The sequence below is a fragment of the Luteimonas suaedae genome (genome assembly GCF_008312895.1).
Lineage (GTDB): Bacteria > Pseudomonadota > Gammaproteobacteria > Xanthomonadales > Xanthomonadaceae > Luteimonas > Luteimonas suaedae.
The window spans coordinates 32037-57442 of record NZ_VSSP01000009.1 but is presented as its reverse complement, the minus strand read 5'-3'; the positions used below and the strand labels follow the sequence as shown (position 1 = coordinate 57442).

At 71.7% G+C, this 25406-nt stretch carries 16 protein-coding genes; 6 read left to right on the top strand and 10 right to left on the bottom strand.

The annotated features are described in order from the left end of the window. Position 1: 1 nt before the first annotated feature. Entirely contained in the window at positions 2–919 is a 918-nt protein-coding gene (locus FXO19_RS13495) for a DMT family transporter (protein WP_149195631.1), read from the bottom strand. Then, positions 916–3015 carry a glycoside hydrolase family 36 protein gene (locus tag FXO19_RS13490; RefSeq protein WP_149195630.1) on the bottom strand — a complete coding sequence of 700 codons (2100 nt, stop codon included), beginning with the start codon at positions 3013–3015 and terminating at the stop codon, positions 916–918. Before FXO19_RS13490 ends, FXO19_RS13495 begins: the two co-directional genes overlap by 4 nt. A 112-nt stretch (positions 3016–3127) precedes the next feature. Here FXO19_RS13490 and FXO19_RS13485 point away from each other — a divergent pair, with 112 nt between their 5' ends. After that, entirely contained in the window at positions 3128–4279 is a 1152-nt protein-coding gene (locus tag FXO19_RS13485) for an amidohydrolase family protein (protein WP_149195629.1), read from the top strand. Between the two features lie 6 nt (positions 4280–4285). Here the strand turns inward: FXO19_RS13485 and agaR are convergent, their stop codons facing one another. Then, complete coding sequence (agaR, locus tag FXO19_RS13480; RefSeq protein ID WP_149195628.1) at positions 4286–5065, bottom strand: transcriptional repressor AgaR; 780 nt, start codon at positions 5063–5065, stop codon at positions 4286–4288. Between the two features lie 133 nt (positions 5066–5198). On the opposite strand from agaR, the gene FXO19_RS13475 reads away from it, so the two are divergent. Continuing rightward, entirely contained in the window at positions 5199–8072 is a 2874-nt protein-coding gene (locus FXO19_RS13475; RefSeq protein WP_149195627.1) for a TonB-dependent receptor, read from the top strand. Positions 8073–8333: 261 nt separating this feature from the next. Next, positions 8334–9677: a DNA recombination protein RmuC gene (locus tag FXO19_RS13470; protein ID WP_149195626.1), complete on the top strand. Its 1344-nt coding sequence runs from the start codon at positions 8334–8336 to the stop codon at positions 9675–9677. A 158-nt stretch (positions 9678–9835) separates the two neighbouring features. On the opposite strand, the gene FXO19_RS13465 is transcribed toward FXO19_RS13470, so the two are convergent. The 7 genes from FXO19_RS13465 to FXO19_RS13435 form a co-directional block, all read right to left on the bottom strand. After that, the gene (locus tag FXO19_RS13465; RefSeq protein ID WP_149195625.1) at positions 9836–10909 is read right to left on the bottom strand and encodes an MlaA family lipoprotein; all 1074 of its coding nucleotides are present in this window, start codon (positions 10907–10909) and stop codon (positions 9836–9838) included. 63 nt (positions 10910–10972) lie between these two features. After that, entirely contained in the window at positions 10973–11269 is a 297-nt protein-coding gene (locus FXO19_RS13460; protein ID WP_149195624.1) for an STAS domain-containing protein, read from the bottom strand. Then, entirely contained in the window at positions 11256–11915 is a 660-nt protein-coding gene (locus FXO19_RS13455) for an MlaC/ttg2D family ABC transporter substrate-binding protein (RefSeq protein WP_425481482.1), read from the bottom strand. The genes FXO19_RS13460 and FXO19_RS13455 overlap by 14 nt, the downstream gene beginning before the upstream one ends. Continuing rightward, complete coding sequence (mlaD, locus tag FXO19_RS13450) at positions 11915–12454, bottom strand: outer membrane lipid asymmetry maintenance protein MlaD (protein ID WP_149195622.1); 540 nt, start codon at positions 12452–12454, stop codon at positions 11915–11917. The genes FXO19_RS13455 and mlaD overlap by 1 nt, the downstream gene beginning before the upstream one ends. A 169-nt stretch (positions 12455–12623) precedes the next feature. Continuing rightward, positions 12624–13373 (bottom strand): MlaE family lipid ABC transporter permease subunit, encoded by a 750-nt coding sequence (locus tag FXO19_RS13445; protein WP_149195621.1) that lies wholly within the window; start codon positions 13371–13373, stop codon positions 12624–12626. Then, complete coding sequence (locus FXO19_RS13440) at positions 13370–14158, bottom strand: ABC transporter ATP-binding protein (protein ID WP_149195620.1); 789 nt, start codon at positions 14156–14158, stop codon at positions 13370–13372. Before FXO19_RS13440 ends, FXO19_RS13445 begins: the two co-directional genes overlap by 4 nt. 260 nt (positions 14159–14418) lie before the next feature. Then, on the bottom strand, positions 14419–15639 hold the full coding sequence (locus tag FXO19_RS13435) for a CynX/NimT family MFS transporter (protein WP_149195619.1): 1221 nt from the start codon (positions 15637–15639) through the stop codon (positions 14419–14421). A 359-nt stretch (positions 15640–15998) separates the two neighbouring features. On the opposite strand from FXO19_RS13435, the gene recC reads away from it, so the two are divergent. Genes recC through recD form a run of 3 tightly spaced genes read left to right on the top strand, consistent with a single transcriptional unit; the run spans position 15999 to position 25308 of the window. Further along, complete coding sequence (recC, locus tag FXO19_RS13430; protein ID WP_149195618.1) at positions 15999–19415, top strand: exodeoxyribonuclease V subunit gamma; 3417 nt, start codon at positions 15999–16001, stop codon at positions 19413–19415. Continuing rightward, positions 19412–23251: a UvrD-helicase domain-containing protein gene (locus FXO19_RS13425; RefSeq protein WP_149195617.1), complete on the top strand. Its 3840-nt coding sequence runs from the start codon at positions 19412–19414 to the stop codon at positions 23249–23251. The genes recC and FXO19_RS13425 overlap by 4 nt, the downstream gene beginning before the upstream one ends. Next, entirely contained in the window at positions 23248–25308 is a 2061-nt protein-coding gene (gene recD, locus FXO19_RS13420; protein ID WP_149195616.1) for an exodeoxyribonuclease V subunit alpha, read from the top strand. The genes FXO19_RS13425 and recD overlap by 4 nt, the downstream gene beginning before the upstream one ends. The last annotated feature ends 98 nt before the right edge of the window (positions 25309–25406 follow it).

Genomic DNA, 25406 nt, shown 5'->3' with positions numbered 1-25406 from the left:
GTCAGGAGGGGACGGTCGCGCTGTCGCGTTCGGGTTCGCTCACCAGCAGCAGCGAGGCGATCAGTGCCAGCACCAGGCCGACCATCTTCAGCGGCCCGGGCACCACGCTGGCGAAGAGCAGCGCCAGCACGGCGGTGACCAGCGGCGCGCCGGCGTTGGTCAGCGGCGCCACCACGATCGCCTTGCCGTGGCGGAACGCGTACACCAGGGTCAGGGCGCCGACGGCGTTGAGGATCTGGATCGCCGCGGTCATCCACGGGCCGTCGAGACCCAGGTTGATCGGCTGTGTCCAGTCGGTCATCGCCAGCGCCACCGGTGCCAGCAGCACCGCGCCCAGCATCATGTAGAAGAAGATGCTCTCGGCGCGCACGGTGTGGTTGGCCAGGCGTATGAAGTACGCCTGCACGCCCCAGGCCGCCATGATCAGCAGCGACTGCAGGAACCAGCCCAGCCCCCCGCTGGCGCCGCGGCCGAACGACAGGTCCAGCAGCGGCAGCGCCAGCAGCGCCAGGGCGATGCCCAGCGCCCCGCGCGGGCCGGTGCGCTCGCGCAGCAGCAGGAAGGCCAGCGCGATGGTGACCACCGGCGACAGCGAGATGATCGGGAACACGAAGTAGGCCGGACCGATCGTCAGGGTGTGGAACAACAGCATCTGTCCACCCGCGCCGAGCAGGCCGATGGTCATGCCGAAGGCGATCGCGCCCGGCGAGCGGTCCAGCGCCCAGCCGCCGCGCCACAGGATGTACAGCGCCGGCGGGATCATCGTCAGCGCCCACACGCAGTAGACCAGCGTCTCGGGGAATCCGTGCTCGGCGGACAGGCCCGACAGCGCGCCCCACACCCCCCACAGCAGCACCGTGGTCAGCGCGTAGACCAGCCACGGGCGCCGGCTTGCGCCGGCAATGGCGGTGGCGCTCATGCGGCCGCGTCCACGGGCGTCGCCTGCAGCAGCAGGAACTCCGAGAACGCGACGTCGAGGGTGTTGTCGTCCGCGTCCACGGTGCCCAGCTCGGTGTCGTTGAACAGGTCGCGCACGCGATGGCGGCCGCGGCCCAGCCCGCGCAGTTCCACCCGGCCCTTCCAGGTGTCGGCATAGAACGCGTAGTACATGCTCCCGTCGCGGGCGATCGCATGCGCTTCGGGCGTGTCGAAGCCGATGTCGTACAGCGATCCCAGGTAGTCGCCCTTCGGCAGCATGTGCTGCCTGTACAGGCCGACCCATTTGCGCCATAGCGCTTCCTTCTCCGGCGTCAGCACGTAGCCGCCGGGCGGCAGCGGCGCGGTGGGCGTTTCGGTATCCCTGGGCCAGGTGAACTTCGACGAGATCACCGCGCCGATGCCGACGCTGGAGGCGAAATCGGCGCCGCCGTCCGACAGCTCGACGTGGTCACCGGCGTAGCTGCTGCGCTCGCCGATCAGCGCCTTCATGGTCTTGCCCTTGCTGCGCACCTGCCAGGACGACAGCGGGTCCGAGGACGGGAACTGGTCGGTCGCCGGCAGGTTGTGGAACGCGAACGCGGTGCCGCACGGGCACAGTTCCACCACCGCGTCGGGATTGGCCTCGCGCGCGGCCTTGTGGATCGCGCTCCAGAAGTCGGCGAGCTTTTCGAACGATTCGTTGGGATCGGCGTGGTCGTGCGCCGGGTTGTGGCACGGCGCGACGGCGTTGAGGTGCTGGCCGTCGAGCTTGAGGCCCTCGAAGCCCCAGTCGCCGATCGCCTTCTTCACCAGCGCGACGTAGAAATCGATCGTCGGCTGGTAGGCCGGGCACTGGGTCAGCGCGTTCCACCAGGTCACGGTCTGGAACGCGCCGTACTCGTCCAGCAGCAGCATGTCCGTATGTTCGTGCAGCACGTCGCTGCCGGGGTCGGCCGCCAGCGGCGCCAGCCACAGCCGCGGGCGCATGCCCTGCGCGCGCACCGCGCGGGTGAAGGCGCGCATGTCCTCGTCGCCGCGCGGGAACTTGCGCCGGTCGATCTGCCAGTCGCCCTCGTTGGTCTGCCAGCCGTCGTCGAGCACCGCCCATTCGAAGCCCAGTTCGCGCGCCTTCGGCAGGGTCGCCAGGATCTGCTCGACGTTGAAGTCGCGCTCATAGCCCCAGGCGCACCAGACCGGCGCGAAGGCCGACTCCGGTGCCAGGGGCGCGACGATGCCCTCGGCCCGCATGAACTCCCGGTACCGGGTCAGCGGCGCGAAGTAGTCGCCGCCGTGAACGTTCAGCAGCACCCGGTCGGTCACCAGGGTCTGTCCTGGCGCCAGGACCACGGGCACCCGCGATTCGACCGCGATGCTGGCGCCACCGTCGGTCCGGCGCACCGGCATGTCCAGCAGCCGCACCACCGGTTCGACGTGGCCGACGGCCAGGCCCACGTCGCGCCGCCAGAGGTCGGCCACGGGCGTGCCGCCGCCGTAGTCGGAGGAATCCATGCCCAGGGTGTTGCGCTGCTCGAAACCTGCGTCGAGCGGCTGCACCCAGTCGCGGCGATCGGTGTGGGTCGCGCCGGAGTAGCTCCAGAAGCCGCCGGGGGCGTCGGCCAGCTCGTGGGCGGCGCTGCGCCAGCCGGCGACCTCCACCGCGGCCGCGCCCTGGTTGCGGTAGCGCACCTGCAGCACCGCCATGCCGGGCTGGCGATCGAACAGCGACACCGCGACCTGCTTCTCGATCCCGCGCGCCGAGCGGCCGCGCACCAGCAGCTGCCGGCCCGGTCCGTGGCGGGCGTCGTCGAGCGGAAGCAGCTGTGTCCCGGTGAACGCGAACGCTTCGGCGCTGCCGTCCGCCAGCAGCAGGCGTTCGCTGTCCTGGTACCGGGTCAGCCACTTGCCGCCCGAACCGACGCGGGTCCGCAGCTGCCGGTCGAAGGCGATCGAGAGGACGCCGTCCTCCAGTCGCGCGTCGGCGAGCTTGCCGCCACGACCCGCGGTGGCCTGCGCCGGCGGCAGCGCGGCCCAGGAGGCGGCGCCGACCAGGCTGCCGGCCATCAGTTTCAGGAGCGTGCGGCGTTCAATCGGGGCCATGGGCGCGATCCGGTCGAGGTCGTTCGATTCTGCTTGAGACGCGCCGGTTGATGCAAGCGTTTTGTTGCGATATGGTTTCAGTAAGTTTCGTTATGAACCCCAGGAGCGCGTGATGCACAGGGTCCTGCAGCAGATGGTGCTCCTCGGATGCGCGGCGCTGGGCGCCGCCGCGTGCGCGCCGACCGCGCCGCCCGATGCCGGGCCGGCGGACGCCGCCGCCGCCGCCGCCGTCTACGCGATGTCCGATTTCTCCCGGGTGCGGAAGTACGACGCCCACGTCCACGCCAACACCATGGACACCGCGTTCCTGGAGCAGGCGCGCGCCGACGGCTTCGAGTTGATGTCGATCAACGTCGACTATCCGGACTTCCCGACCCTCGAGACGCAGCATGCGGCGGCCCTGGCGCTGGCGGCAGCCGAACCGGCGCGTTTCCACTGGGCGACCACCTTCCCGATGGACGGCTTCGGCGCACCGGGCTGGGCCGACACGGTCGCGGCCGCGCTGGCCCGCGATGTCGCGCAGGGCGCGCGGGCGGTCAAGATCTGGAAGAACGTAGGCATGGTCGAGAAGGACGCCGACGGCCGCCTGATCATGCTCGACCATCCCGGCCTGTCGCCGGTGGCCGAGCGGATCCGCGCGCTGGGCGTGGCGCTGATCGGCCACCAGGGCGAGCCGCACAACTGCTGGCTGCCGCTGGAGGAGATGACCACCGACAACGATCGCGAGTATTTCCGCAACCATCCCGAGTACCACATGTACCTGCACCCGGAAGAGCCGGGCTACGAGGACCAGGTCGCCGCCCGCGACCGGTTCCTGGCCGCGCACCCGCAGCTGCGCTTCGTCGGCGCGCACCTGGGCAGCCTCGAGTACGACGTCGATCGCCTGGCGGCGTTCCTCGACCGGTTTCCCCACGCCACCGTCGACCTGGCGGCGCGCATGAGCCAGGTGCAATACCAGTCGGTGCGCGACCGCGACAAGGTGCGGGACTTCTTCATCCGCTACCAGGATCGGGTGCTCTACGGGACCGACCTCACACTCGGGCCCGATGCGGACCCGGACGAGTTCAGGCGACAGGCCCACGCAGTCTGGCGTGCCGACTGGCGCTACCTGGCCACCGCGGAAAGCCAGCGGGTGGAGACGATCGACGCCGACGTGCCCGGCCTGGCGCTGCCGCGCGCCGTGGTGGACAAGCTCTACTACGCCAACGCCGCCAGGATGTTCGCACCGGCGCCGATCCCGGCCGCGAGCGGGGCGGGGAACTGAGCGGTGTCAGGTGAGCAACAGTTCGAAGCCGAGTTCCCGGCTGGCTTCGACGATCTCCTCCGGCGCGCCGGTGTCGGTGATCAGCGTGTCCATCGCGCTCACCGGGATGATCCGATGCAGGCAGACCCTGCCGAACTTGGAGCTGTCGGTGATCGCGACGACGACGCGTGCGGCCTCGACCATCTTCCGGTTGAGCAGCGCTTCGGGCTCGTAGTGGGTGGTGATGCCGCGCTCCAGATCGAAGCCGTCCACGCCCAGGAACAGGCGGTCCACGTGCAGCGCGCCCAGCGCTTCGACGGTCAGGCCGCCGTAGAAGGCCATGTTCTTGCGGCGCAGCTCGCCGCCGAGCATGACGATGTTGACGTTGGACTTGGCGGTGAGCGCGCCGAGCACGCCGAAATCGTTGGTGACCACGGTGACGTCGATGTCCGGCAGCGCCTCGGCCAGCTGGATCGAGGTGGTGCCCGAATCGATGGCGATGGTGTCACCGGGCCTGACCAGGGTGGCCGCGCGCCGGCCGATACGACGCTTCTGCTCGAGGTTGACGGTGCGCTTGGCCTCGTAGGGCGGCTCGACCGCCGCCCCGCCGACCACGCCGCTGTCGATCGCGCCGCCGTACGCCCGGGTCATCACGCCGCGCTCGGCCAGGTAGCGCAGGTCCTTGCGCACGGTCTGCATGCTGACACCGAAGCGCCGGGCCAGGGCGTCGACCTGGACGCTGCCCTGCTGGCGCACGAGTTCGCTGATCTGCAGACGGCGTTGGCTGGTGTCGCGGGTCGCTGCCATGGGGATGTCCTCGGGACCGGGCGGAGTATGCCAAATTTCGTTGTGTTTCGCTATTGATGCAAAACGAAACCTGTAATACGCTCGATTTCGTTGCTTGTCGCAGGTTACCCGTCGCGCCACCCAGGAGAACCCAGTGAACGCCGCACCTCACCCGCTGTACCGTGGAATCGCGCTCGCCCTGCTGGTCAGCGGAACTGCGTTCGCGCAGCAACCTGCCGGCGCCGCGCCCCAGGATCCCTTGGCCGAGGATGCGGCGGACACGCGCGAGGTGACCGAGACCCTGGACGCGGTGGTGGTGACCGGCGTGCGCGCCAGCCAGGCCCGGGCGATCGAACTCAAGCGCGACGCCGGCACCGTGCAGGATTCGATCAGCGCGCTGGAGCTGGGCAAGTTCCCGGACGACAACGTCGCCGACTCGCTGAGCCACATCACCGGCGTGGCGATCAGCCGCACCGCCGGCGGCGAGGGCCAGACGGTCAGCGTGCGCGGGCTGGGCCCGGAATACACCCTGACCACCTTCAACGGCCGCATCCTCGCCACCGACGGCGCGGGCCGGGACTTCGCCTTCGACGTGCTGCCGGCGGACGTGATCAGCGGAGCCGACGTGATCAAGGGCGCGCAGGCCATGAACACGGAGGGCGCGGTGGGCGGCCTGGTCAACCTGCGTTCGGCGAGCCCCTTCGACCGCACCGGGCAGCACGGCATCGTCCGCCTCGAGGGCGACCGCAACCTGATGTCCGAGCTCGACGGCGGCAAGTTTTCCGCCGCCTACAGCAACACCTTCGCCAACGACACCGTGGGCGTGCTGCTGGGCGCGGTGTACAGCCGGCGCAAGGACCGCACCGACATCGCCGGCAACGACGGCGGCTGGACCCGCAACCCCGATCCCAACGACGAGAGCTGGCTATGGGGCAACGCCTGGGGCGGCAACATCGACCCGAACGGCAACGGCGAACTGGACGAGGACGAGTACGGCCTGATCGCACCGGGCCAGTTCCGGGTCGGCTCGATCGTCGAGGAGAAGAAGCGCCACGCGCTGTCCGGCAAGCTCGAGTGGCGGCCCAACGACGACGTCCGGATCGTCGTCGACGGACTCAGCACCCGCCTGGACGCGCCCAAGGTCGGCTACCAGCAGTCGTACTACACCCTGTTCGCGCCCGGCCGCTGGTCCGATCTCGTCATCCGTGACGGCATCGTCACCGGGTTCACGATGGACAACCCCGATCCGGAGCAGCGCCTGAACCCCGAGCTGCTCAACGTCACCGAGCATCGTGTGGTCGACACCGACCTGTACGGCATCAACGGCCAGTGGAACGCCACCGCGAACCTGGTCCTGACCGGCGACGTCTACCGCTCGACCTCCAAGCGCTACTCGGGCGGGCAGGACACCTACGTCGTGCTGCGCATGAACCAGCCCAACAGCGCGCGCATCGCGCTGGGCGGTGCCGCGGTGCCGGACGTATGGGTCGATTTCGACGACGGGCGCTCGCTGGAGAACGGCTTCGACCCCTCGCAATTCGGCGCCTCGGACTTCAACACCCACTACATGGAACTGCTGGGCGACAACGTCGTCGACGAAATCACCGGTGCCACGATCGACGGCGACCTCTTCGTCGGCCGCTCCTTCCTGGACCGGCTGCGCTTCGGCGTCGGCCGGACCGACCGCGAGAAGTCGCGCGAGCTGATCAACAACACCCTCAACGCGGGCGCCGACTACTACTCGGGCGCCAACGCGATCAATGTGGCGGACCTCGGCGGCAACGTGATCAACGAGTCGATCGCGCCGCCCCACTTCATGACCGGGGTGCGCGCGGTTTTCCCGCGTTCGTTCCTCGGCTTCGACGTGCCGAACTACCTGCAGCAGCTCGCCGCCTACGACGGCAACCTGCGCGCCGACGGCAGCCCCTACGATTTCGCCAACGCCGCCCCGGCCTGGAACCCGCTGGAGAGCTACAGCGTCACCGAGAAGACCGACAGCCTGTGGCTGCAGCTGGAGATGTCCGGCGAGCGCTGGACCGCCGACGCCGGCGTGCGCATGGTCAAGACCAAGACCACCGCGCAGGCGTGGGACGCGCAGATCCTGCGGATCGTCGAAAACGGCGCGTTCAACTACACCGCGGCCTACGACGAGCCGAGCGAGATCCGCCAGGACGGCGACTACACCTACTACCTGCCGTCGGGCAACTTCACCTGGCGCTTCACCGACGACCTGCAGCTGCGCCTGGGTGCCGCCAAGACGATGGCGCGCCCGCCGGTGAACATGCTCGCGCCGACCAATACCACCGCCAGCGTCTCCTGGGGCGAGTTCACCCAGATCTACGGCGGCAACGTCGACCTCAAGCCGTACTCTGCCAGGCAGGCCGATGCCTCGTTGGAGTGGTACTTCGCCGAGAACTCGATCGCCAACGTGGCGGTGTTCTACAAGCGCATCGAGAACCAGATCACCACCAGCTGGGAGCCGGGCCAGGACATCGGCGTCGGCCCGATCGTCGATACCGACGGCAATCCGGTCACCACCGGCCCGACCCTGTTCAACGTGCAGCGCCCGATCAACGGCGACTACGCCAAGGTGCGCGGCATCGAGGCGGGCCTGCAGCACTTCTGGGACAACGGCTTCGGCGTGCGCGCCCAGTACACGCGCAACTGGTCGAAGAGCTGGGTCGACGACGAGGAGCGGCCGCTCGAGGGCATCGCGCCGTCGGTGTACTCGCTGGGCGTGATGTACGAAAAGGGCCCGTGGTCGCTCGGCGCGACCGCCGATCGCACCGACGGCTTCGTCACCGCGATCAACGTGCTGGGCGTCGGCTACAACGAACAGGCCGATCCCCTGACCTGGCTGACCGCGCACGTCTCCTACGAGTTCAACGACCGCTTCAGCGCCTCGCTGGAAGGCCGCAACCTGCTCGACGACGAGCAGACCTACAGCATCAACGGCAATCCGCTGCTGTCGCAGGGCTACTACCGATACGGCCGCTCGATCACGCTCGGATTGAGCTACAGGTTCTAGGGAAGGTCTGATTAACTGCCGTCATCCCCGCCTTCGCGGGGATGACGATCAAGAGCCGAGTTGTTCAGACCTTCCCTAGGCCGCCGCCCCGCTGCGGAAGCGGGCAGCCGGGACCGGGAACGGGGCGCCGAAGCGCCGCGGTCGCGAAGCCGATCGCGGCACGGTATCGGCAGCGACCCGCCCGGCGGCGCAACGTAGCGCTCCCGGCGCGGACCGCGGCAACGGCGCAGCATCTGCGACGCGCTTGGCTACACTGCGCGCATGGAATCCGAACTCCTCATCCTCGGCGGCCTGCTGCTGGCCGTCCTCGCGATCCAGCTGGTCACGCTGTTCCGCCGTCCGGGCACCACGCTGCTGGAACAGGCCATGCGCGAAGAGCAGCGCACCGGGCGCGGCGAACTGCGCGAGCAGCTGGAGGGCCTCGCGCGCCAGCAGGATGCACGGATGGACATGTTCGCGCGCAGCCTGGGCGACCTGTCCACGCGCATGGACCAACGCCTGGACCTGCTGCGCGAAAGCCTCGCCGAGGATGCCCGCAAGGGGCGCCAGGAGTCGGGTGATTCGCAGCAGCGCTTCGCCGACGGCCTGGGCGCGCGGCTCAACGAACTCATCCAGCGCAACGAGCAGCGCATCGGCGAGATGCGCACCACCCTGGAACAGCAGCTCAAGGCGCTGCAGGCCGACAACGCGGCGAAGCTCGAGCAGATGCGCGCCACCGTCGACGAAAAACTGCAGACCACGCTGGAAACCCGTCTGGGACATTCGTTCAAGCTCGTCTCCGAGCGCCTGGAACAGGTGCAGCGCGGCCTGGGCGAGATGCAGCAGCTGGCCACCGGCGTCGGCGATCTCAAGCGCGTGCTCAGCAACGTCAAGGATCGCGGCGGGTGGGGCGAGGTGCAGCTGGAGAACATCCTCGAACAGACCCTGACCCAGGAGCAGTACGCCCGCAGCGTGCGGGTGCGCCCGGGCAGCATCGAGGCCGTGGACTTCGCCATCCGCCTGCCCGGGCGCGGCGACGAGGACGTGCCGGTGTGGCTGCCGATCGATTCCAAGTTCCCGCGCGAGGACTACGAGCGGCTGCTCGATGCCCAGGAGAAGGGCGACGCCGAGGCGGTGCGCATCAACGCGGCGCAGCTGGAACGTGCGATCCGCGTGCAGGCCAAGTCGATCTGCGAGAAGTACGTGGTGCCGCCGCACACCACCGATTTCGCGGTGATGTTCCTGCCCACCGAAGGCCTGTACGCGGAGACCATCCGCCGTGCCGGCCTGGTGGACCTGCTGCAGCGCGAACATCGTATCGTGCTTGCCGGCCCGACCACCTTCACCGCGCTGCTCAACAGCCTGCAGATGGGATTCCGCACCCTGGCGATCGAGAAGCGCTCAAGCGAGGTCTGGCAGGTGCTGGGTGCGGTGAAGGCCGAGTTCGGCAAGTTCGCCACGGTGCTGGAGAAGGCGCATGGCCAGCTCGACACCGTGCAGAAGAGCCTCAAGCATGCCGGGGTGCGCACGCGCCAGATCGAACGCAAGTTGAAGACCGTGGAATCGCTGCCGGGCAGCGAGGCGCAGGCGCTGTTGGGCGACGAGCCCGACGCATCCGAACCGTAGGAGCGCGCCATGCGCGCGATGCCGCGGGTGTTGGCAGGATCCGGTGGATGCCGCGACTCCGGACCGGCAGGTGCGCCGGTGACCGGGATTTGCAGGCCGCGCCATGCCCGCGGCATCGCGCGCATGGCGCGCTCCTATGCGCGTGCCAGCGAGAACGGCTACGGCGTGCCCGGAATCACCGGCATCGCATCGATCGGCACCGTCGGGTTGGCCTCGTCGTCGAGCAGGTAGTCCGGCAGCAACTCGTCGTCGTCGCCCTCGCGGTCGCCGTGGATCTGGTACTGGCGGCGCTGCATCCAGGCATCGCGCACCAGCGCGTATTCGTCGGCGGCGCCTTCGCGCATGCGGTCCACCGCCATCAGCTGGGTGCGCACGTCGACCAGCTGCAGGCCCTGCAGGAAGATCCGGATGTGGTTGTCGTCGAGCTGCCGGGTCGGCGACAGCGGTGCGTCGCCGGCCATGCCGAAGACGTCGCGCACGGTGCGCGGGCCGAACAGCGGCAGCTCGAGATAGCGCGAACGCTCCCAGCCCCAGACGCCGAGGGTCTGGCCGAAGTCCTCGCTGCGGTTGGGGATCTCGGCGTCGCTGGCCGGATCGAAGATGCCGCCGATGCCCAGCGTGCTGTTGACCATGAAGCGGCCCAGCGAGTGCCCGGCCTGCTTCGGCTTGCCCTGCAGCAGCGCGTTGAGCGCGCTGACCGGCTGGCCGAGGTTGTGGAAGAAATTGCGCACCCCCAGCCGCACCGGGCGCGGCACCACTTCCAGGTAGGCGGTCGCCAGCGGCTTGGCGATGGTGCGGTCGATGGCGTTGTTGAAGCGGTGCATGCGGCGGTTGAACGGCTCCCACGGGTCGTAGCTGGCCGGCATCTGCGCCGGGTCGGGCAGGGTGGGATCGGCGATCGGGTCGTAGACCTCCTCGCCGTAGATCGCCGCGTAGTCCACTTCGGCCTGGGTCGGCGCGCCATTGCCGTTGGCGGGCGGGGCGCCGGCATCGGCCGCGGTTTCGCCGGAGCGCGGGCGTTCCGGCGCCGTCACGGCCGCAGCCTGCGGCGTGTCGCCCGTGTCCACGGTTGCGGACGCGGGCGAAGAATCCGTGCCGGCGGCGGATGTCGTTGCGGCGCCGGCCGTCCCGGCCGGGGCCGGGTCGCTGCGGACCTGGCCGCCGGTGCCGGCGCAGCCCGCCAGCAGGAGCGCCAGCAGGGCGCCGAGGAGGGAATGCGAACGAACGAACATGGGGCGCGGTCTCATCCTTGTGTGGTCATCCCCGTCGGGGATGGCGGGCGGCGCGGACGCCGATCAGCGGTTGTCGGCGAACGCCAGCGTCGGCGTCAGCCGGTAGGCGGCGCGCAGGTCGGCCAGGCCGGCGGGATCACCGGTGACCTCGACCGCGCCGCCGGCGCGTGCGGCCAGCGCCGACAGCAGGGCGAGGCCGGCGCTGTCGATGCGCTCGACCGCGCCGAGGTCGAAACGGCGCACGCCGTCCAGCGCTTTCGTCGCCTGCGGCCACAGCCCGGCGATGTCCGCGCGCAGCAGCGCGCCGCTGAACGCGAGCGCGTCGCCGTCGCGGCGCAGGCCGGCGTTATTGGCCGACATCGGCCTCGGCCTCCAGCTGCCCCTGGCGCAGCTCGTTGGCGACCTGGCGGATCGACTTGCGCTGCAGCTCGGCGTCGAACTGGCGCCGGAACGTGCTGACGAAGCTCACGCCCTCGACCTGCACGTCGAACACCTTCCACTGGCCGCCGGACTGGCGCATCAGGTAGTCGACCGGGATCGGCTCGCCGCCCTGGCGCAGCATCTCGCTCGACACCTTGACCCCGAGCCCGCGCGGCAGCGGCGTCTCGGACTTGATGCGCGCCCGCAACCGGGTGTTGAAGTCCAGCAGCGAAGCGCCGTAGCGGCGCAGCAGGCTGTCGGCGAGGGCGTCGGCGAACAGCTTGATGTCGCCCTCGTCGGCGCCGCGGCCATGGCGGCCGAGCACCTGGCGCGCGGCGTAGTCGCGGTCGAACATCGTCTCGAACTCCTTCTGTACGAAGTCGTTCAATGCCGCCCGGTTGTTGCTGAATTCGCTGCGGCGCTGTTCCAGCGTGCTCAGGATGCGCTGGGTGTTGTCCAGCACCAGCTTGCTCGGCGAGCCCTGGGTCTGGGCGGCGCCGGCCGCCGCGTCCTGCGCCAGCGACAGGGCTGGTGCGGAGGCGAGCAGGGCGGCGGCGATGGCGAGGGAGAACAGGTTGCGCTTGATCATGGGTTGGGCTCCTCGGGGGAAGGAAGCGGTTCGGCACCGCTGGAGTCCGGCGGCGCCTCGGCCGGGGCCTGGTCGCCGCCGGGACCGCTGAACATGTACTTGCCGACCATCTGCATCAGGTCGACCGCGGGCGAGGTGTAGGCGATCTCCTCGCCGGGCTGCAGCGACTCCATGTCGCCGCCGGGCTGCAGGTCGACGTAGCTCTCGCCCAGCAGACCACCGGTGAGGATGCTGGCGGAAGTGTCGATCGGCATGTCGCGGTAGCGGTTGTCGATGGCCAGGGTGACGATCGAGTCGAAGCGCACCGGATCGAGCTCGATCGCCGCGACCCGGCCGATGGTCACCCCGCCGACGCGCACCGGCGCCTGCCGCCGCAGCTGGCCGAGGTTGCTGAAGCGGGCGGTCAGCTCGTAGCTGTCGCCGCCGAGGCTGAAGCGGCCGTTGGTGGAGGCGATCGCCAGCACCAGCAACGAGCCCAGTGCCAGCAGCAGGAAGGCGCCGACGGCGAATTCGAGACGGGGACCGCGGGTGCTCATGGGGTTGTCTCCGGAAAGTAGTGGAGCGTGCCGTCGCGCCATGGAAGAAGGCGCCTGGCCGCGGAGTTCCGCGGATGATCACGGAGGAACGACCGGCAGGAAGCGAGGTCCGCGTCCATCCGCGAAGATCCGTGGCAAAGCAGCATTGGCGTGGTGGTCGTCGTCATCGTCAGAACAGGAACGCCGACATGACGAAGTTGAACATCAGCACCAGCAGCGAGGCGTTGACCACCGCGCGCGTGGTCGCCACCGAGGTGCCCTCGATGGTCGGCTCGGCATGGAACCCCACGTACGAGGCCACCAGCGCCGCGGTGCCGCCGAACACGGCCGACTTGTAGAACGCATTCATGAAATCGCCGCGGAAATCCACCGCGTCCTTCATCGCCTGCCAGAACATGCCGCTGTCGATGCCGAGCACGTGCACCGCCTCGAAATAGCTGGCGCTGATCGCGAAGCTGCAGAAGAACCCGGTGAGCAGCGGCACCGTGATCACCGCCGCCCAGAACCGCGGCGCCACCGCCTTGGCGACCGGATCGATCGCCATCAGCCCGAGCGCGGTGATCTGGTCGGTGGCGCGCATCAGCCCCAACTCGGCGGCGATCGACGAGCCGGCGCGGCCGACGAACAGCAGCGCCGTCAGCACCGGCGCCAGCTCGCGGTACAGGCCCAGGCCGACCAGCACGCTGACCTGGTTCGAGGCGCCGTAGGTCTCCAGTGCGCGAAAGCCGAGCAGGGTCACCGACAGCCCGACGAAGGCGCCGCCCACGGCGATGATCGGCAGCGAGCGCGCGCCGATCTTGTAGATCTCGCGCACCAGCTCGGCGAAGAAATCGCGGGTCGGCTTCGACGCGCGCAGCACCGACAGCGAGAACAGGCCGGCGCGGCCGACGGAGCGGATGGCTTCGGCGAATCCGTTCATGCCGCACGCTCCTGCGGCGCCGCGTCGAACGCGATCGGCCCGTCCGGCTCGCCGTCGAGGAACTGCCGCACCAGCGGATCGGTGCTCGACTGCAGCTCGTCCGGCGTGCCGGAGAACACGATGCGGGCATTGGCGATCACGATCGCGCGGTCGGCCACCGGCAGCGTCTCGTGCACGTGGTGGGTGACGATGATGCTGGTCAGGCCGAGCGTGGCGTTGAGCTGCGCGATCAGGCTCATGATCACGCCGCTGGCGATCGGGTCCAGCCCGGTCAGCGGCTCGTCGTAGACCATCAGCGGCGGATCCAGCGCCAGCGCGCGCGCCAGCGCTACGCGGCGCGCCATGCCGCCGGACAGCTCGCGCGGGTACACGTCGGCGGCGGCGCGCAGGCCGACGGCGTGCAGCTTCATCTCCACCAGCCGCCGGATCACCGGGTCGGGCAGCCGCGTATGCATGCGCAGCGGCAGCGCCACGTTCTCGGCCGCGGTCAGGTCGGTCAGCAGGCCGTTGCCCTGCAGCAGCACGCCGATGCCCTTGCGCAGTTCCAGCAGTTCGCGCTTGCGCTGCGGCACGCGCTGGCCCAACACCTCGACGGTGCCGGCGGCCGGCACCAGTTCACCGGTCAGCGCCGCCAGCAGGGTCGACTTGCCGCTGCCCGACGGCCCCAGCACCGCGGTCACGCTGCCGCGCGGCACCTCCAGCGCGATGTCGCGCAGCACCGTGCGCGTGCCGCGATCGAGGCGGACGTCGACAAGGCGCACGGCGGGGGTGTTCGATTCGGGCATGAAGACCAGCGCGGGAAGGCGGGAAAAGGAGCGGGCGGCAAACGTTGCATAGCTTGGCGGCTGCGAACTGAATCTTAACCGATCGACTGAACCCGTGAGTACAGAAATTGTCCCGTGCCCGGGCCGACCTGTCCCGCCAGAGGCGCGATTGCAGCGCCAGGCCGAGCCACGCCCTCGTTCCCATCGCGCCAGGACACACGTCGCAAGCGAGCGTTCATCCCGGGCCGCGCCGAAGCCGAGCCGTCAGCCGGCCAAGCGCGTCACCGCGAAGCCACGTCCCACTCGTCTTCCAACTGGCGCGGCCGGTTCACCAGCATCCCTCCGGCCAGCAGGACCAGCAGGCACAGCCCGAGGAAGGCGAAGGGCAGCTCCCAACCGTGCGTCAGGTCGTGCAGCCAGCCGAACAGCAGCGGCCCGGCGCAAGCCAGCGCGTAGCCCACGCCCTGGGTGAAGCCGGACAGCGCCGCCGCGCCTGCCGTGCTGCGGGTGCGCAGGTTGATCAGCGTCAGCGACAGCGGGAACGTCGCCGGGCCCAGGCCCAGCAGCAGCACCCACAGCATCGTCCCGCGCAGCGGCGAGAACAGCAGCCCGAGATAGGCCAGCGCCATGACCCCGGCGCACGCCACCACCAGCCAGACCGGCCGCTGCACCCGTATCGCCAGCAGCGGCATCGCCAGCGCCGACACCGTGCCCAGCAGCGAGAACAGCCCGACCATGTTGCCGCCCAGCGCGCGGTCGCCGCCGGCCCCGACCAGGATCGTCGGCAGCCAGGTGAAGACCGTATACGTGGCCAGCGATGTCATGCCGAACATCAGCGCCATGCCCCAGGCCAGCGGCAACCGCCACAGCGGGCGGTGCGGAGCGGCGACCGGCAACACCTTCAGCTCGCCCGGCAACTGCGACGATGCAACCGGGGAACGGCGCAGCAGCACCAGCCACGGCACGGTGGCGGCCACCGCCGGGATCGTCCAGCCCGCCAGCGAGGCCGGCCAGCCGAACGCGTCCGACAGCGGTACCGCCAGGAAAGCCGGGACGAAGGTGCCCACCTGCAGCGCCGAGATGTAGGCCATGCTCAGCGGGCCGATGCGGTCGGGGAAGTAGCGCTTCACCAGCGGCGGCAGCACCACGTTGCCGACGCCCATGCCGGCCAGTGCCGTGGCCGAGGCCGCCAGCAGCGTCGCGGTGTCGCCCGACACGCCTCGCAGCAGCGAACCGCCCGCGGTCAGCGCCATCGCCAGCAGCACCGTGCGCTCGAGCCCGATGCGCCGCACGATCCGCGGCGTGACCACGCCGAACAGCGCGAACGCCGCCGTCGGCAGCATGCCGAACACGCCGATCACGGTGGGCCCGAAGCCCAGGTCCGCACTCACCCGGTCGAACAGCGGCGTCAGCGCGGTGACTGCAGTGCGCAGGTTGAAAGCCGATAGAACAATGCCGGCCAGCGCGACCAGCCGGCCGCGCCAGGGAGAAGTGGGGGACATGGCGCCAATTATCGGCGGCCCGCGCCCGCGGCGGTACACACTCGCCATCCCGGGGCGCGAAACGGTGCGTCTCGTGATCGACGCCCGGGATGCGGCCTTCTGCCCTGACGCGCGGCGTGGATCGGGTCCGGTGCGCGGGTGCGGGCATCGCGCGACCGCTTCGATGATCAGCGGCACGATGATCAGCGGCGTCGGGAGCCCGCGTGTCGACGCACGACAACGCCAGCGCGTCGCGTGGCGATCACGCGACGCGCGGAACGCGGCAGCGTGGCGTCACTGGGCGTCGCGCGGACCGCGGACTGTGGCCAATGCGGGCGTTCTCCCTGCTTGCGACGACGCTGGGAGACAATGCATCGCTCATGACCAGCGCCGCACCCGACTTTCGCCTGTACCACTCCAACGCGCTCGAGGTGCTCGCCGGCCTGCTGGCCGAGACCCTGCGCGAACCCGCGGACGGGCAGTCGCTGCTGACGCCGGACACGGTGCTGATCCCGCAGGTGGCGATGCGCCGCTGGCTGCAGGCCACGCTCGCCGCCGCGCACGGGGTCGCCGCGAACCTCGAGTTCCTGACCCCGGGCGAGTTCGTCGCCCGTGCGCTCGCCGCCAACCTCGGCCCGGCCACGGACGAACCCGATGCGGCCACGCTGCGCTGGCTCCTGTATGCCGCGCTGATCGACCCGGGGTTCATGGCGCAGCCCGCGCTGGCGGCGCTGCGCGCGCACGTCGAGGGTCCGGACCCGCTGCGCGCCTGGGCGCTGGCCGGCGAACTCGCCTCGGTGTTCGAGAAGTACCAGGCCTGGCGCCGCGAGTGGCTGCTGCGCTGGGAGGCGGGCGCCGAGCCGGACGATCCGCAGGCGATGCTGTGGCGGCGCATCGCCCGCGGCCGCGGCCACCGCGCGCGGCGCATCCAGCAGTACCTCGACCGCTTCGAGGCCCGCGACGCGCCGCTGCCCGCCGGCCTGCCGCCGCGGCTGTTCGCGTTCGCCACCCTCAACGTCTCGCCCGACGTGCTGCGGGTGCTGGCCACCCAGGCGCGCGTCGGCACGCTGCACCTGTACGTGCCCTCGCCGAGCCACGACTACTGGGGCGACCTGCAGCGCGTGCGCGCCGGCGGCGTCGCGGCCGCGCACGACGATGCCGCCCGCTCCGAGAACCCGCTGCTGCAAGCCTGGGGCCACGCCGGCCGCGACTTCATGGCCGTGCTCGGCGGCTACGAGGTGGTGCACCCGGACCTCGAGATCCGCGGCGACGCCGATCCGGGCGAGGGCGGCGGCGCGCTGCAGGGCAGCCTGCTGCGGCGGCTGCAGTCCGACCTGTTCCATCGCCGGCCGTCGCCGCCGCCGGCGCCGACCGCGGACGACCCGCGCACGCGCCTGCCCGCCGTGCGCCGCGACGATCCCAGCCTGCAGGTGCACGCCTGCCACACCCGCCTGCGCGAGCTGCAGGTGCTGCACGACCAGCTGCGCGCGCTGTTCGAGGACGCCCGCTTCGACCCGCCGCTGCAGCCGCGCGAGGTCGCGGTGCTGGCGCCGGACATCGATCCGTATCTGCCCTACCTCGACGCCGTGTTCGCCCGCCCCGGCCGCGACGACGCCATTCCCTACGCGGTCGCCGACGCCAGCCCGCTCGCCGGCGAACCGCTGGCCGAGGTGTTCCTGCGCCTGCTCGCGCTGCCGGTGGCGCGCTTCGGGCTGCAGGAAACCCTGGACCTGCTCGCCAGCCCGCCGCTGGCCGAATCGGCCGGGCTCGACGCCGGCGCGTTCGCGCGCCTGCACGCCTGGCTGCACGCCGCCGGCGCGCGCTGGGGCCTGGACGCCGCGCACCGCGCGCGCCTGGACGCGCCGCAGGACGATGCCTACACCTGGGCGTTCGCGCTCGACCGCCTGCTGCTCGGCCACGCCAGCGGCAGCGACGCGCCGATCGCCGCCGCGTCCGGCCAGATCGTGTCACCGCTGCCGGAGCTGGAAGGTAGCGCCCTCGACGCGTTGGACAGGTTGATCCGGCTGCTGCGTGTACTCGCGCGCCACGCCACCCTACTGGCCGAGGCGATGCCGCCGGCCGACTGGCGCGACCGCCTGTTGCGCCTGCTCGATGCGCTGCTGCCGCGCCCGCCGGCAACGCCCGCCGCGCAGCGCGCGCTGGATCGGCTGCGCAACCTGGTCGATGCGTTCGCCGCCGACGCCGCGCGCGCCGGCTTCGATGCGCCGGTGCCGGCCGAGGCGGTGCGCGCGCATTTCGCCGCCGCGCTCGGCGAGGCCGACACCCGCGCGCCGCTGCTCACCGGCGGCGTCAGCATCGGCCGCATGGTGCCGATGCGGCTGCTGCCGTTCCGCGCGATCTGCCTGCTCGGCATGAACGACGGCGACTTCCCGCGCCGCGACCCGGCCGCCGGCCTCAACCGCCTCACCGCCGAACTCGGCACCGAACGGCGCAAGGCCGGCGACCGCTCCACCCGCGAGGACGACCGCTTCCTGTTCCTGCAGCTGTTCGCCGCCGCGCAGGACGTGTTCTATCTCAGCTACCAGGGCGCGGACCCCAACGACGGCAGCGCGCGCGTGCCCTCGGTGCTGGTGTCGGAACTGCTCGAAGCCGCTGATGCGCAGCACGCACCGGAGGCGAACGCCGGCCAGGCGCTGGTCGTGCACCACCCGCTGCAGCCGTTCGCGCCGGCCGCGTTCGGCGCCGGCGACGATCGCCGTTTCTCGTACCGGCGGCAGTGGTGGCCGGCCGCGTCGCAGCCGGCGCAGCGGCGCACGCCGCTGCCGCCGTGGTTCGACGGCGCCGCGCTCGCGCCGGCTGACGACGCAACCGAAGAAGACGCGCTGTCGCTCGACACCCTGCGCCGCTTCCTGCAGGCGCCCGCGGACTCCTTCCTGCGCCACCGGCTCGGCATGCGCCTGGCCGAGGTCGAGGCGCCGGAAGGCGACGTCGAACCGCTGCTCGCACCCGGCCGCGGCCTGGCGCGGCACGCGCTGCAGCGCGCGGTGTTCGACGCCTGCCTGCGCGGCGACGACGACGCCACCACCCAGGCACTGCTGCGCGCGCGCGGCCTGCTGCCCTCCGGCCCGCTCGGCCGCCGCACGCTGGAAGCAGTGCGCAGCGAAGTCGACCCCTACGCCGAGGCCTTCCGCGTCTGGCGCGAAGACGCGGCGGCGGACGCGCCGCGGCTCGAAACCCATATCGACTTCCCCGGATCGGAACACGGCGTGCGCCTGCACGGCCGCATCGCCGACGTCTATCCACAGGGCATCGCCCGGCTTCGTTTCGACCCGCCCAACGGCAATGCCTCGATCCGCAACGGCCTCGACTGGCTGCTGGCCAGCGCCGCCGGGCTCCAAGCACCGCTGGTGGAATTCCATGACGGCGGCGACGCCGGCAAGGGCCCGCACCCGCGCGCTGCGCTCGCACCCGAGCAGGCCCGCGCGCTGCTGGCGCGGCTAGTCACATTGCGCGGCGCCGGCCTGCGCGCGCCGCTGGCGTTCGCGCCCTACAGCGGCTGGGAACTGTTCACCGCCGACTCGCTGGAAAAGGGCCTCGATGCTGCCGCGAAAAAATGGCGCGGCAGCGACCGCAGCTGGGGCGAGGGCAACACCGAGGCGCTGCGGCTGGCACTGCGCGGCCGCGACCCGTTCACCGACGAGGCCACGCAGATCGCCTTCGTCGACCAGACCATGACCATCTTCGGCGCGCTGGTCTTCGGCACCGGGTACGGCGGCACCGACGCCGCCGCGCTGCACGCCATCGCCGCGGACCTGGATGTGGAGGACGCCGAATGAGCGCCGCCGCCGATCCGCACGCCGATTCCCACGCCGATCCCTACCTGGCGCTGCCGCTCGACGGCGTGCGCGCCATCGAGGCCTCGGCCGGCACCGGCAAGACCTTCACCCTGGCCACGCTGGTGGCGCGGCTGGTGGTGGAGGGCGGACTGAAGCTCGGCGAGATCCTCGCCGTCACCTACACCGAGGCCGCCACCCAGGAGCTGCGCAGCCGCATCCGCGCGCGCCTGCTGCTGGCCGCCGACAGCGTCGACGCGCCGGCCGCGGAGCAGGCCACGCCCGAGGCTGCGCTCACCCGCGCGATCATCGACGCGCATCTCGCCCGCGGCACCGAGTCCGCCACCGCCCTGCACCGCCGCCTGCGCACTGCCGCCGACGAGATCGACCTGGCCGCCATCTTCACCATCCACGGCTTCTGCGCGCGGGTGTTGCGCGAGCACGCGCTGGAAGCCGGGCAGGGCTTCGACGCGCCCGAGCTGATGACCGACGACACCGCGCTGCGCGAGGCGATCGCCGCCGACCTGTGGCGCTCGCACGGCGCCGGGCCCGACGCTGCAGACGACCTGCTGGCGCTCTGGCCCGGCGGCCACGCCGCCCTGGCCGGGGACCTGTCGCCGCTGGTGCGCGAACGCGTGCTGCGCCCGGCGCTGGCCGAACTGCCGGGCGACCCGCGCCCGCGCCTGCGCGCCGCCGGCGCCGCGCTGGCCGAATCGTTCCGCGCCCATGGCGACGAGTTCCGCGCCGCGCTGCTGGCGGCGGTGGAAGCCAAGGTGCTGCACGGCGGCAGCTACAAGGCCGAATGGATCGCGGCCCTGTTCGATGCGCTGCACGCCTGGTGCGCAGACAGCGACTACGACACGCCGTTCGAACACCCCAAGCTGGCGCAGCTGCACCGCGACACCCTGCAGCAGCGCACCAGCAAGGCCGGCGCCGGCCGCACCCCCGACTCTCCGATCTGCGATGCCGTGCCCGCCTACCTCGATGCGCTGGCCGCGGTGGCCGAATGGCACGACGTGCGCCGCACCGAACTGCTGCACCGGCTGCGCGGCGACGCCCGCGGCCGCGTCGACCGCTTCAAGCAGCAGCAGCGGGTGCAGACCTACGACGACCTGATCGACCGCGTCGCCGACGTGTTCGACATCGACGCGAGCGATGACGGCGAGCTGACCCCCCAGGCCCGCGCCCGCGCCGATGCGCTGGTGGCCGCGCTGCGCCGCCAGTACCGCGTGGCGCTGGTGGACGAGTTCCAGGACACCGACCCGCGCCAGTGGCGTATCTTCGAGCGCGTGTTCGGCGCCGCCAGCGGCGCGCCGGCGCTGTTCGTGATCGGCGACCCCAAGCAGGCGATCTACGGTTTCCGCGGCGGCGACGTCGAGACCTACCTCGCCGCCAAGGCCAGCGCGGAAGAAGCGCCGGCGCTGTCGCTCAACTTCCGCTCGCGCCCCGGCCTGCTGCGCGCGATCGCCGCGCTGTACGCCCAGGCCGACGCCGCCGGCCAGGCGCCGTTCGTCGATGCGCGCATCGCGTTCCGCGCGGTCGCCCCGGGCGGCCTGCGGCAGGACGGGGATTTCCTGCGCGACGGCGCGCCCGCCCCGGCGTTGACGTTGTGGCAGGCGCCGGAGCCTCCGCCCGACCACAAGGGCAAGCTCAAGCCCTACAGCGCCGGCCGTTCGCGCGAGCTCGCCACCCGGGCCTGCGTCGCCGCGATCCATGGCGTGCTGGGCGATGCGCGCACCGGCAGCGCGACGATCGACGGCCGTCCGGTGCGGCCCGGCGACATCGCAGTGCTGGTGCGCTCGCACCACGAGGCCACGCGGATCCGCCAGGCGCTGGCGCTGGTCGGCATCCCGGCGGTCGCCGCCGGGCGGCAGAGCATGTTCGCCACGGCGGAGGCGCGCGACATGCATGCCCTGCTGCTGGCGCTGCTGCACGGCGCCGACGACGGCCGCCTGCGCACCGCGCTGGCCACGGTGCTGGTCGGCGAGGATGCGCAGGCCATCGCCGCGCTCGACCGTGACGGCGAAGCGCTGCGCCGGTGGCAGCTGGCCGCACTCGGCTGGCGCGACCGACTGCAGCGCGGCGGACCGCTCGCGCTGGTCAGCGATCTCTGCGCCGAACACGCCGCCCGCCTGCTCGGCCTGCTCGACGGCGAGCGCCGGCTCAGCAACTACCTGCAGCTGGCCGAGCTGCTGCAGGAGGCACAGGGCCGCGCGTTGGGCCTGCACGGCCTGGTCGACTGGCTCGCCCGCGCGATCGCCGCCGCCAGCGCCGACGACGACAGCCAACTCCTGCGGCTGGAATCCGATGCTCACCGCGTGCAGGTGGTCACCCTGCACAAGAGCAAGGGCCTGGAATACCCGCTGGTGTTCCTGCCGTTCGCCGGCATCGGCGGCCGCCCGCGCGATGCCGGCCGGCACGTCACCGTGGCCGGCGACGACGGCCGCGTGCTGCACTGGAAGCTGCTGCCCTCCGCCAGCGGCTGGGACGACGCGAAGCAGAATTGGCTGGAGGCGCAACGCGCCGAGGACGCGCGCCTGCTCTACGTCGGCCTGACCCGCGCACGCCACGCGCTGTGGCTGGCCGGCGGCCGCTTCCACTGCCACGACAAGGCCGCGCTGGCGCCGATGATCGCCGACCCCGCCGCGCTCGTCGCAGCGCTCGGCGGCGACATGCACATCGAAAATCGTGAACCGCCCGCAGCGCTGCCCTGGCTGCCGCCGCAGTCCACTGCCGCGGTGCCGCCCGCGCGCATCGCCACCCGCAGCCTGGCCAGCGACTGGTGGGTCTACAGCTTCACCCAGCTGGCCAATGCCGAGGCCGGCGGCGACGCCTCCAGCGCCGCCACCATGCCCGCCGCCGGCGGCTACGACGAACCCGACGCGGGCGACGACGCGCTCCCCACCGATCGCACCGATGCCCCTACCGCCGGCCCCGACGCAGCCGACGCCGACACCTTCGACCGCCGCTTCGCCGGCGCCCGCTTCGGCGTGGTGCTGCACGACGTGCTCGAGCGCAGCGACTTCGCCCAGTGGCGCGGCTGGGCGCCGGGCTTGCCGGCGCCGGCGGGCGAGGGCGACATCATCCTCGAACGCCTGCGCGCCGCAGGCTACGCCGACGCCGACCTCGACGACGGCATCGCCGTACTCACCCCGCTCATCGGCCAGACCCTCACCGCGGCCCTGCCCGAAGGCCTGCGCCTGGCCGAGCTGCCGGCGGATGCGCGCCGCCCCGAGATCGAGTTCCAGTTCGCGCTCGCGCCCACCCGCGTCGACGAACTGCTGGCCCTGCTGCACCGCCACGGCCTGCTCACCGCCCGCACCGGTTTCGGCGCGCGCCGAAGGCTGGAAGGCCTGATGACCGGCCTGATCGACCTGACCTACCTGCACGACGGCCGCTGGTACCTGCTCGACTACAAGAGCAACCGCCTGCCCGGCTACGGCCCCGCCCACCTGGACGCGGCCATGGCCCACAGCGAATACGAGCTGCAGGCGCTGATCTACACCCTCGCCCTGCACCGCTGGCTGCGCTTCCGCCTGGGCGAGGCCGACTACGACTACACCCGCGACTTCGGCGGCATCCGCTACCTCTTCTGCCGCGGCCTCGACGCCACCCGCCCTTACTCCCCCGACGCCCCCGGCATCCGCGCCTGGCGCTTCGACCCGCAACTCGTCCACGCACTCGATGCTCTGTTCGCTGGCACTCCCCACCCCGCAAATCCGCTAACGCCAGAGCAAACCCCCGACCCCACAAACACGCCGGAGCTGGCGAACAAGCCCCTCTCCCGTTCACGGGAGAGGGGTTGGGGTGAGGGCACCCCAGGCGGTACCGCCCCATGACCACCCAGCTGCTCCAGGCCCTCGCCCAGGCCGGCGCCCTGCGCACCCTCGACCACGCCTTCGCCCAGAGCCTGCGCCGCCTGGACCCGGCCACCCCCGACAGCGTGCTCGCCGCCGCCGCGCTCGCCTCGCTGGCGGTCGCCTCCGGCCACGCCGGCTTCGACCCGGCCCAGCCCCGGCGCCTGGTCGAAGCCGACATCGACTGGCCGGAACCGGAAGCATGGCGCGCCGAACTCGCCGCCTCCCGCTGGGTCGCCCGCCCCGCCACTGCCGAAGAGGAATCCGCCCCCGACGCCCCCCTGGTCCTCGAAGCCGCCCCCAACGCCCCCGGCCTGCTGTACCTGCGCCGCTACCGCGAATACGAGCGCCGCCTCGCCTACGGCCTGCGCCGCATCGGCACGCATGCGCCCGACCCGGGCGACCCGGCCGCGCTCGCGGCCCTGTTCGCGCGGCTGTTCCCCGGCGCCGCTCCGGCCGGCCCCGCCGACGCGTCCCCGCCCGCCCACACGGACGGCATCGACGCGTCCCGGCCCGACGCCGCAGCCCACCCGGGCCCGCCGCCCGCTTCGCCGGAAGAGCCCCCGTCCCGAACCGGACCCGGCGTACCCGCGAAAGCGACGGAGCAGGGCGCCCCCGCACCACCCGATGGCGACCACCAGGCCCAGGCTGCAGCCCTCGCCCTCCACCACACCCTGCTGCTGATCACCGGCGGCCCCGGTACCGGCAAGACCACCACCATCACCCGCCTGCTGGTGCTGCTGGCCGCGCAGGCGCAACACGCCGGCCGCCCCGCCCCGCGCATCGCCCTGGCCGCGCCCACCGGCCGCGCCGCCGAGCGCATGGCCGAAAGCGTGCGCGCCGCGGTGCAGGCGCTGGCCGAAGCCGGCATCGACCCGACCCTCTGCCAGCAACTCCCCACCACCGGCACCACCCTGCACCGCCTGCTCGGCACCATCCCCGACTCGCCCAGCTTCCGCCACCACGCCGACAACCCGCTGCCCTTCGACGTGGTGGTGGTGGACGAAGCCTCGATGATCGACCTGCCGCTGATGGCCAAGCTGGTCGAAGCCGTCCCCCCCGGCGCCCGCCTGGTCCTGCTCGGCGACCCCGACCAGCTCCCCTCCGTAGAAGCCGGCGACGTCCTAACCGGCATCCTCGTAGGAGCGGCCCATGGCCGCGAAACCCACACCCCCACCGGCGCCCACACCCCCGCGCCCGCTGGCGACCCCAATCACGCCCAACCCGCCGGCGAACCCACCCCCTTCCCCGGCCGCCGCGTCCACCTCACCCGCGGCTACCGCCAATCCGAATCCCTAAACCTCGCCCCCCTCGCCACCGCCGTGCGCCAGGGCGACACCAACACCACTCTCTCCCTGCTGCGCGGCGCCACCCTCACCGGCGTTCACTTCCACGAAAACCTCACCGACCCCCTGCAAGCCCACCGCGACCGCCTGCTCGCCCACTGGGCCGCCCTGGCCGAAGCTCCCAGCCCCGCCGAGGCCCTGGCCCAGGCCGCCCGCCTGCGCATCCTCACCGCGGTGCGCGAGGGCCCGCAGGGCGCGCGCGGCCTCAACGCCCGCATCGAGGGCCTGCTGGCCGAAGCCGGCCTGGCCGGCCCCCAGCGCCGCGCCGCCGGCCCCGGCCATTTCCACGGCCGCCTGCTGCTGATCACCGAGAACAGCTACCGCCACCGCCTGTTCAACGGCGACATCGGCATCTGCCTGCGCGACGCCACCGGCGCCCTGGCCGCCTGGTTCCCCGGCGACGACACTGCCAGCCCGCGCCCCTTCCACCCCGCCGCGCTGCCCGCCCACGAAAGCGCCTTCGCCATGACCGTGCACAAGGCCCAGGGCTCGGAGTTCGACGAGGTCTGGCTGCTGCTGCCCGCCCGCTTCAACCGCGTGCTCAGCCGCGAGCTGATCTACACCGGCCTCACCCGCGCCCGCCACGCCCTGCACCTGGCTGGCAGCGCCGAAGTCATCGTCGAGGCGCTGGCGCGGCATGCGGGCCGGTGGTCGGGGTTGGGCTGGCGCTTGGGTGGCAACGCGGTAGGCTGAAGATTCCACGTACGCGCACGGAAGGAGAGAAAGGATGAAGATCTGGTCCACAGCCTGACGCAGAACTTCGAGGCCCACGCCAACCACACCGAAGGTGG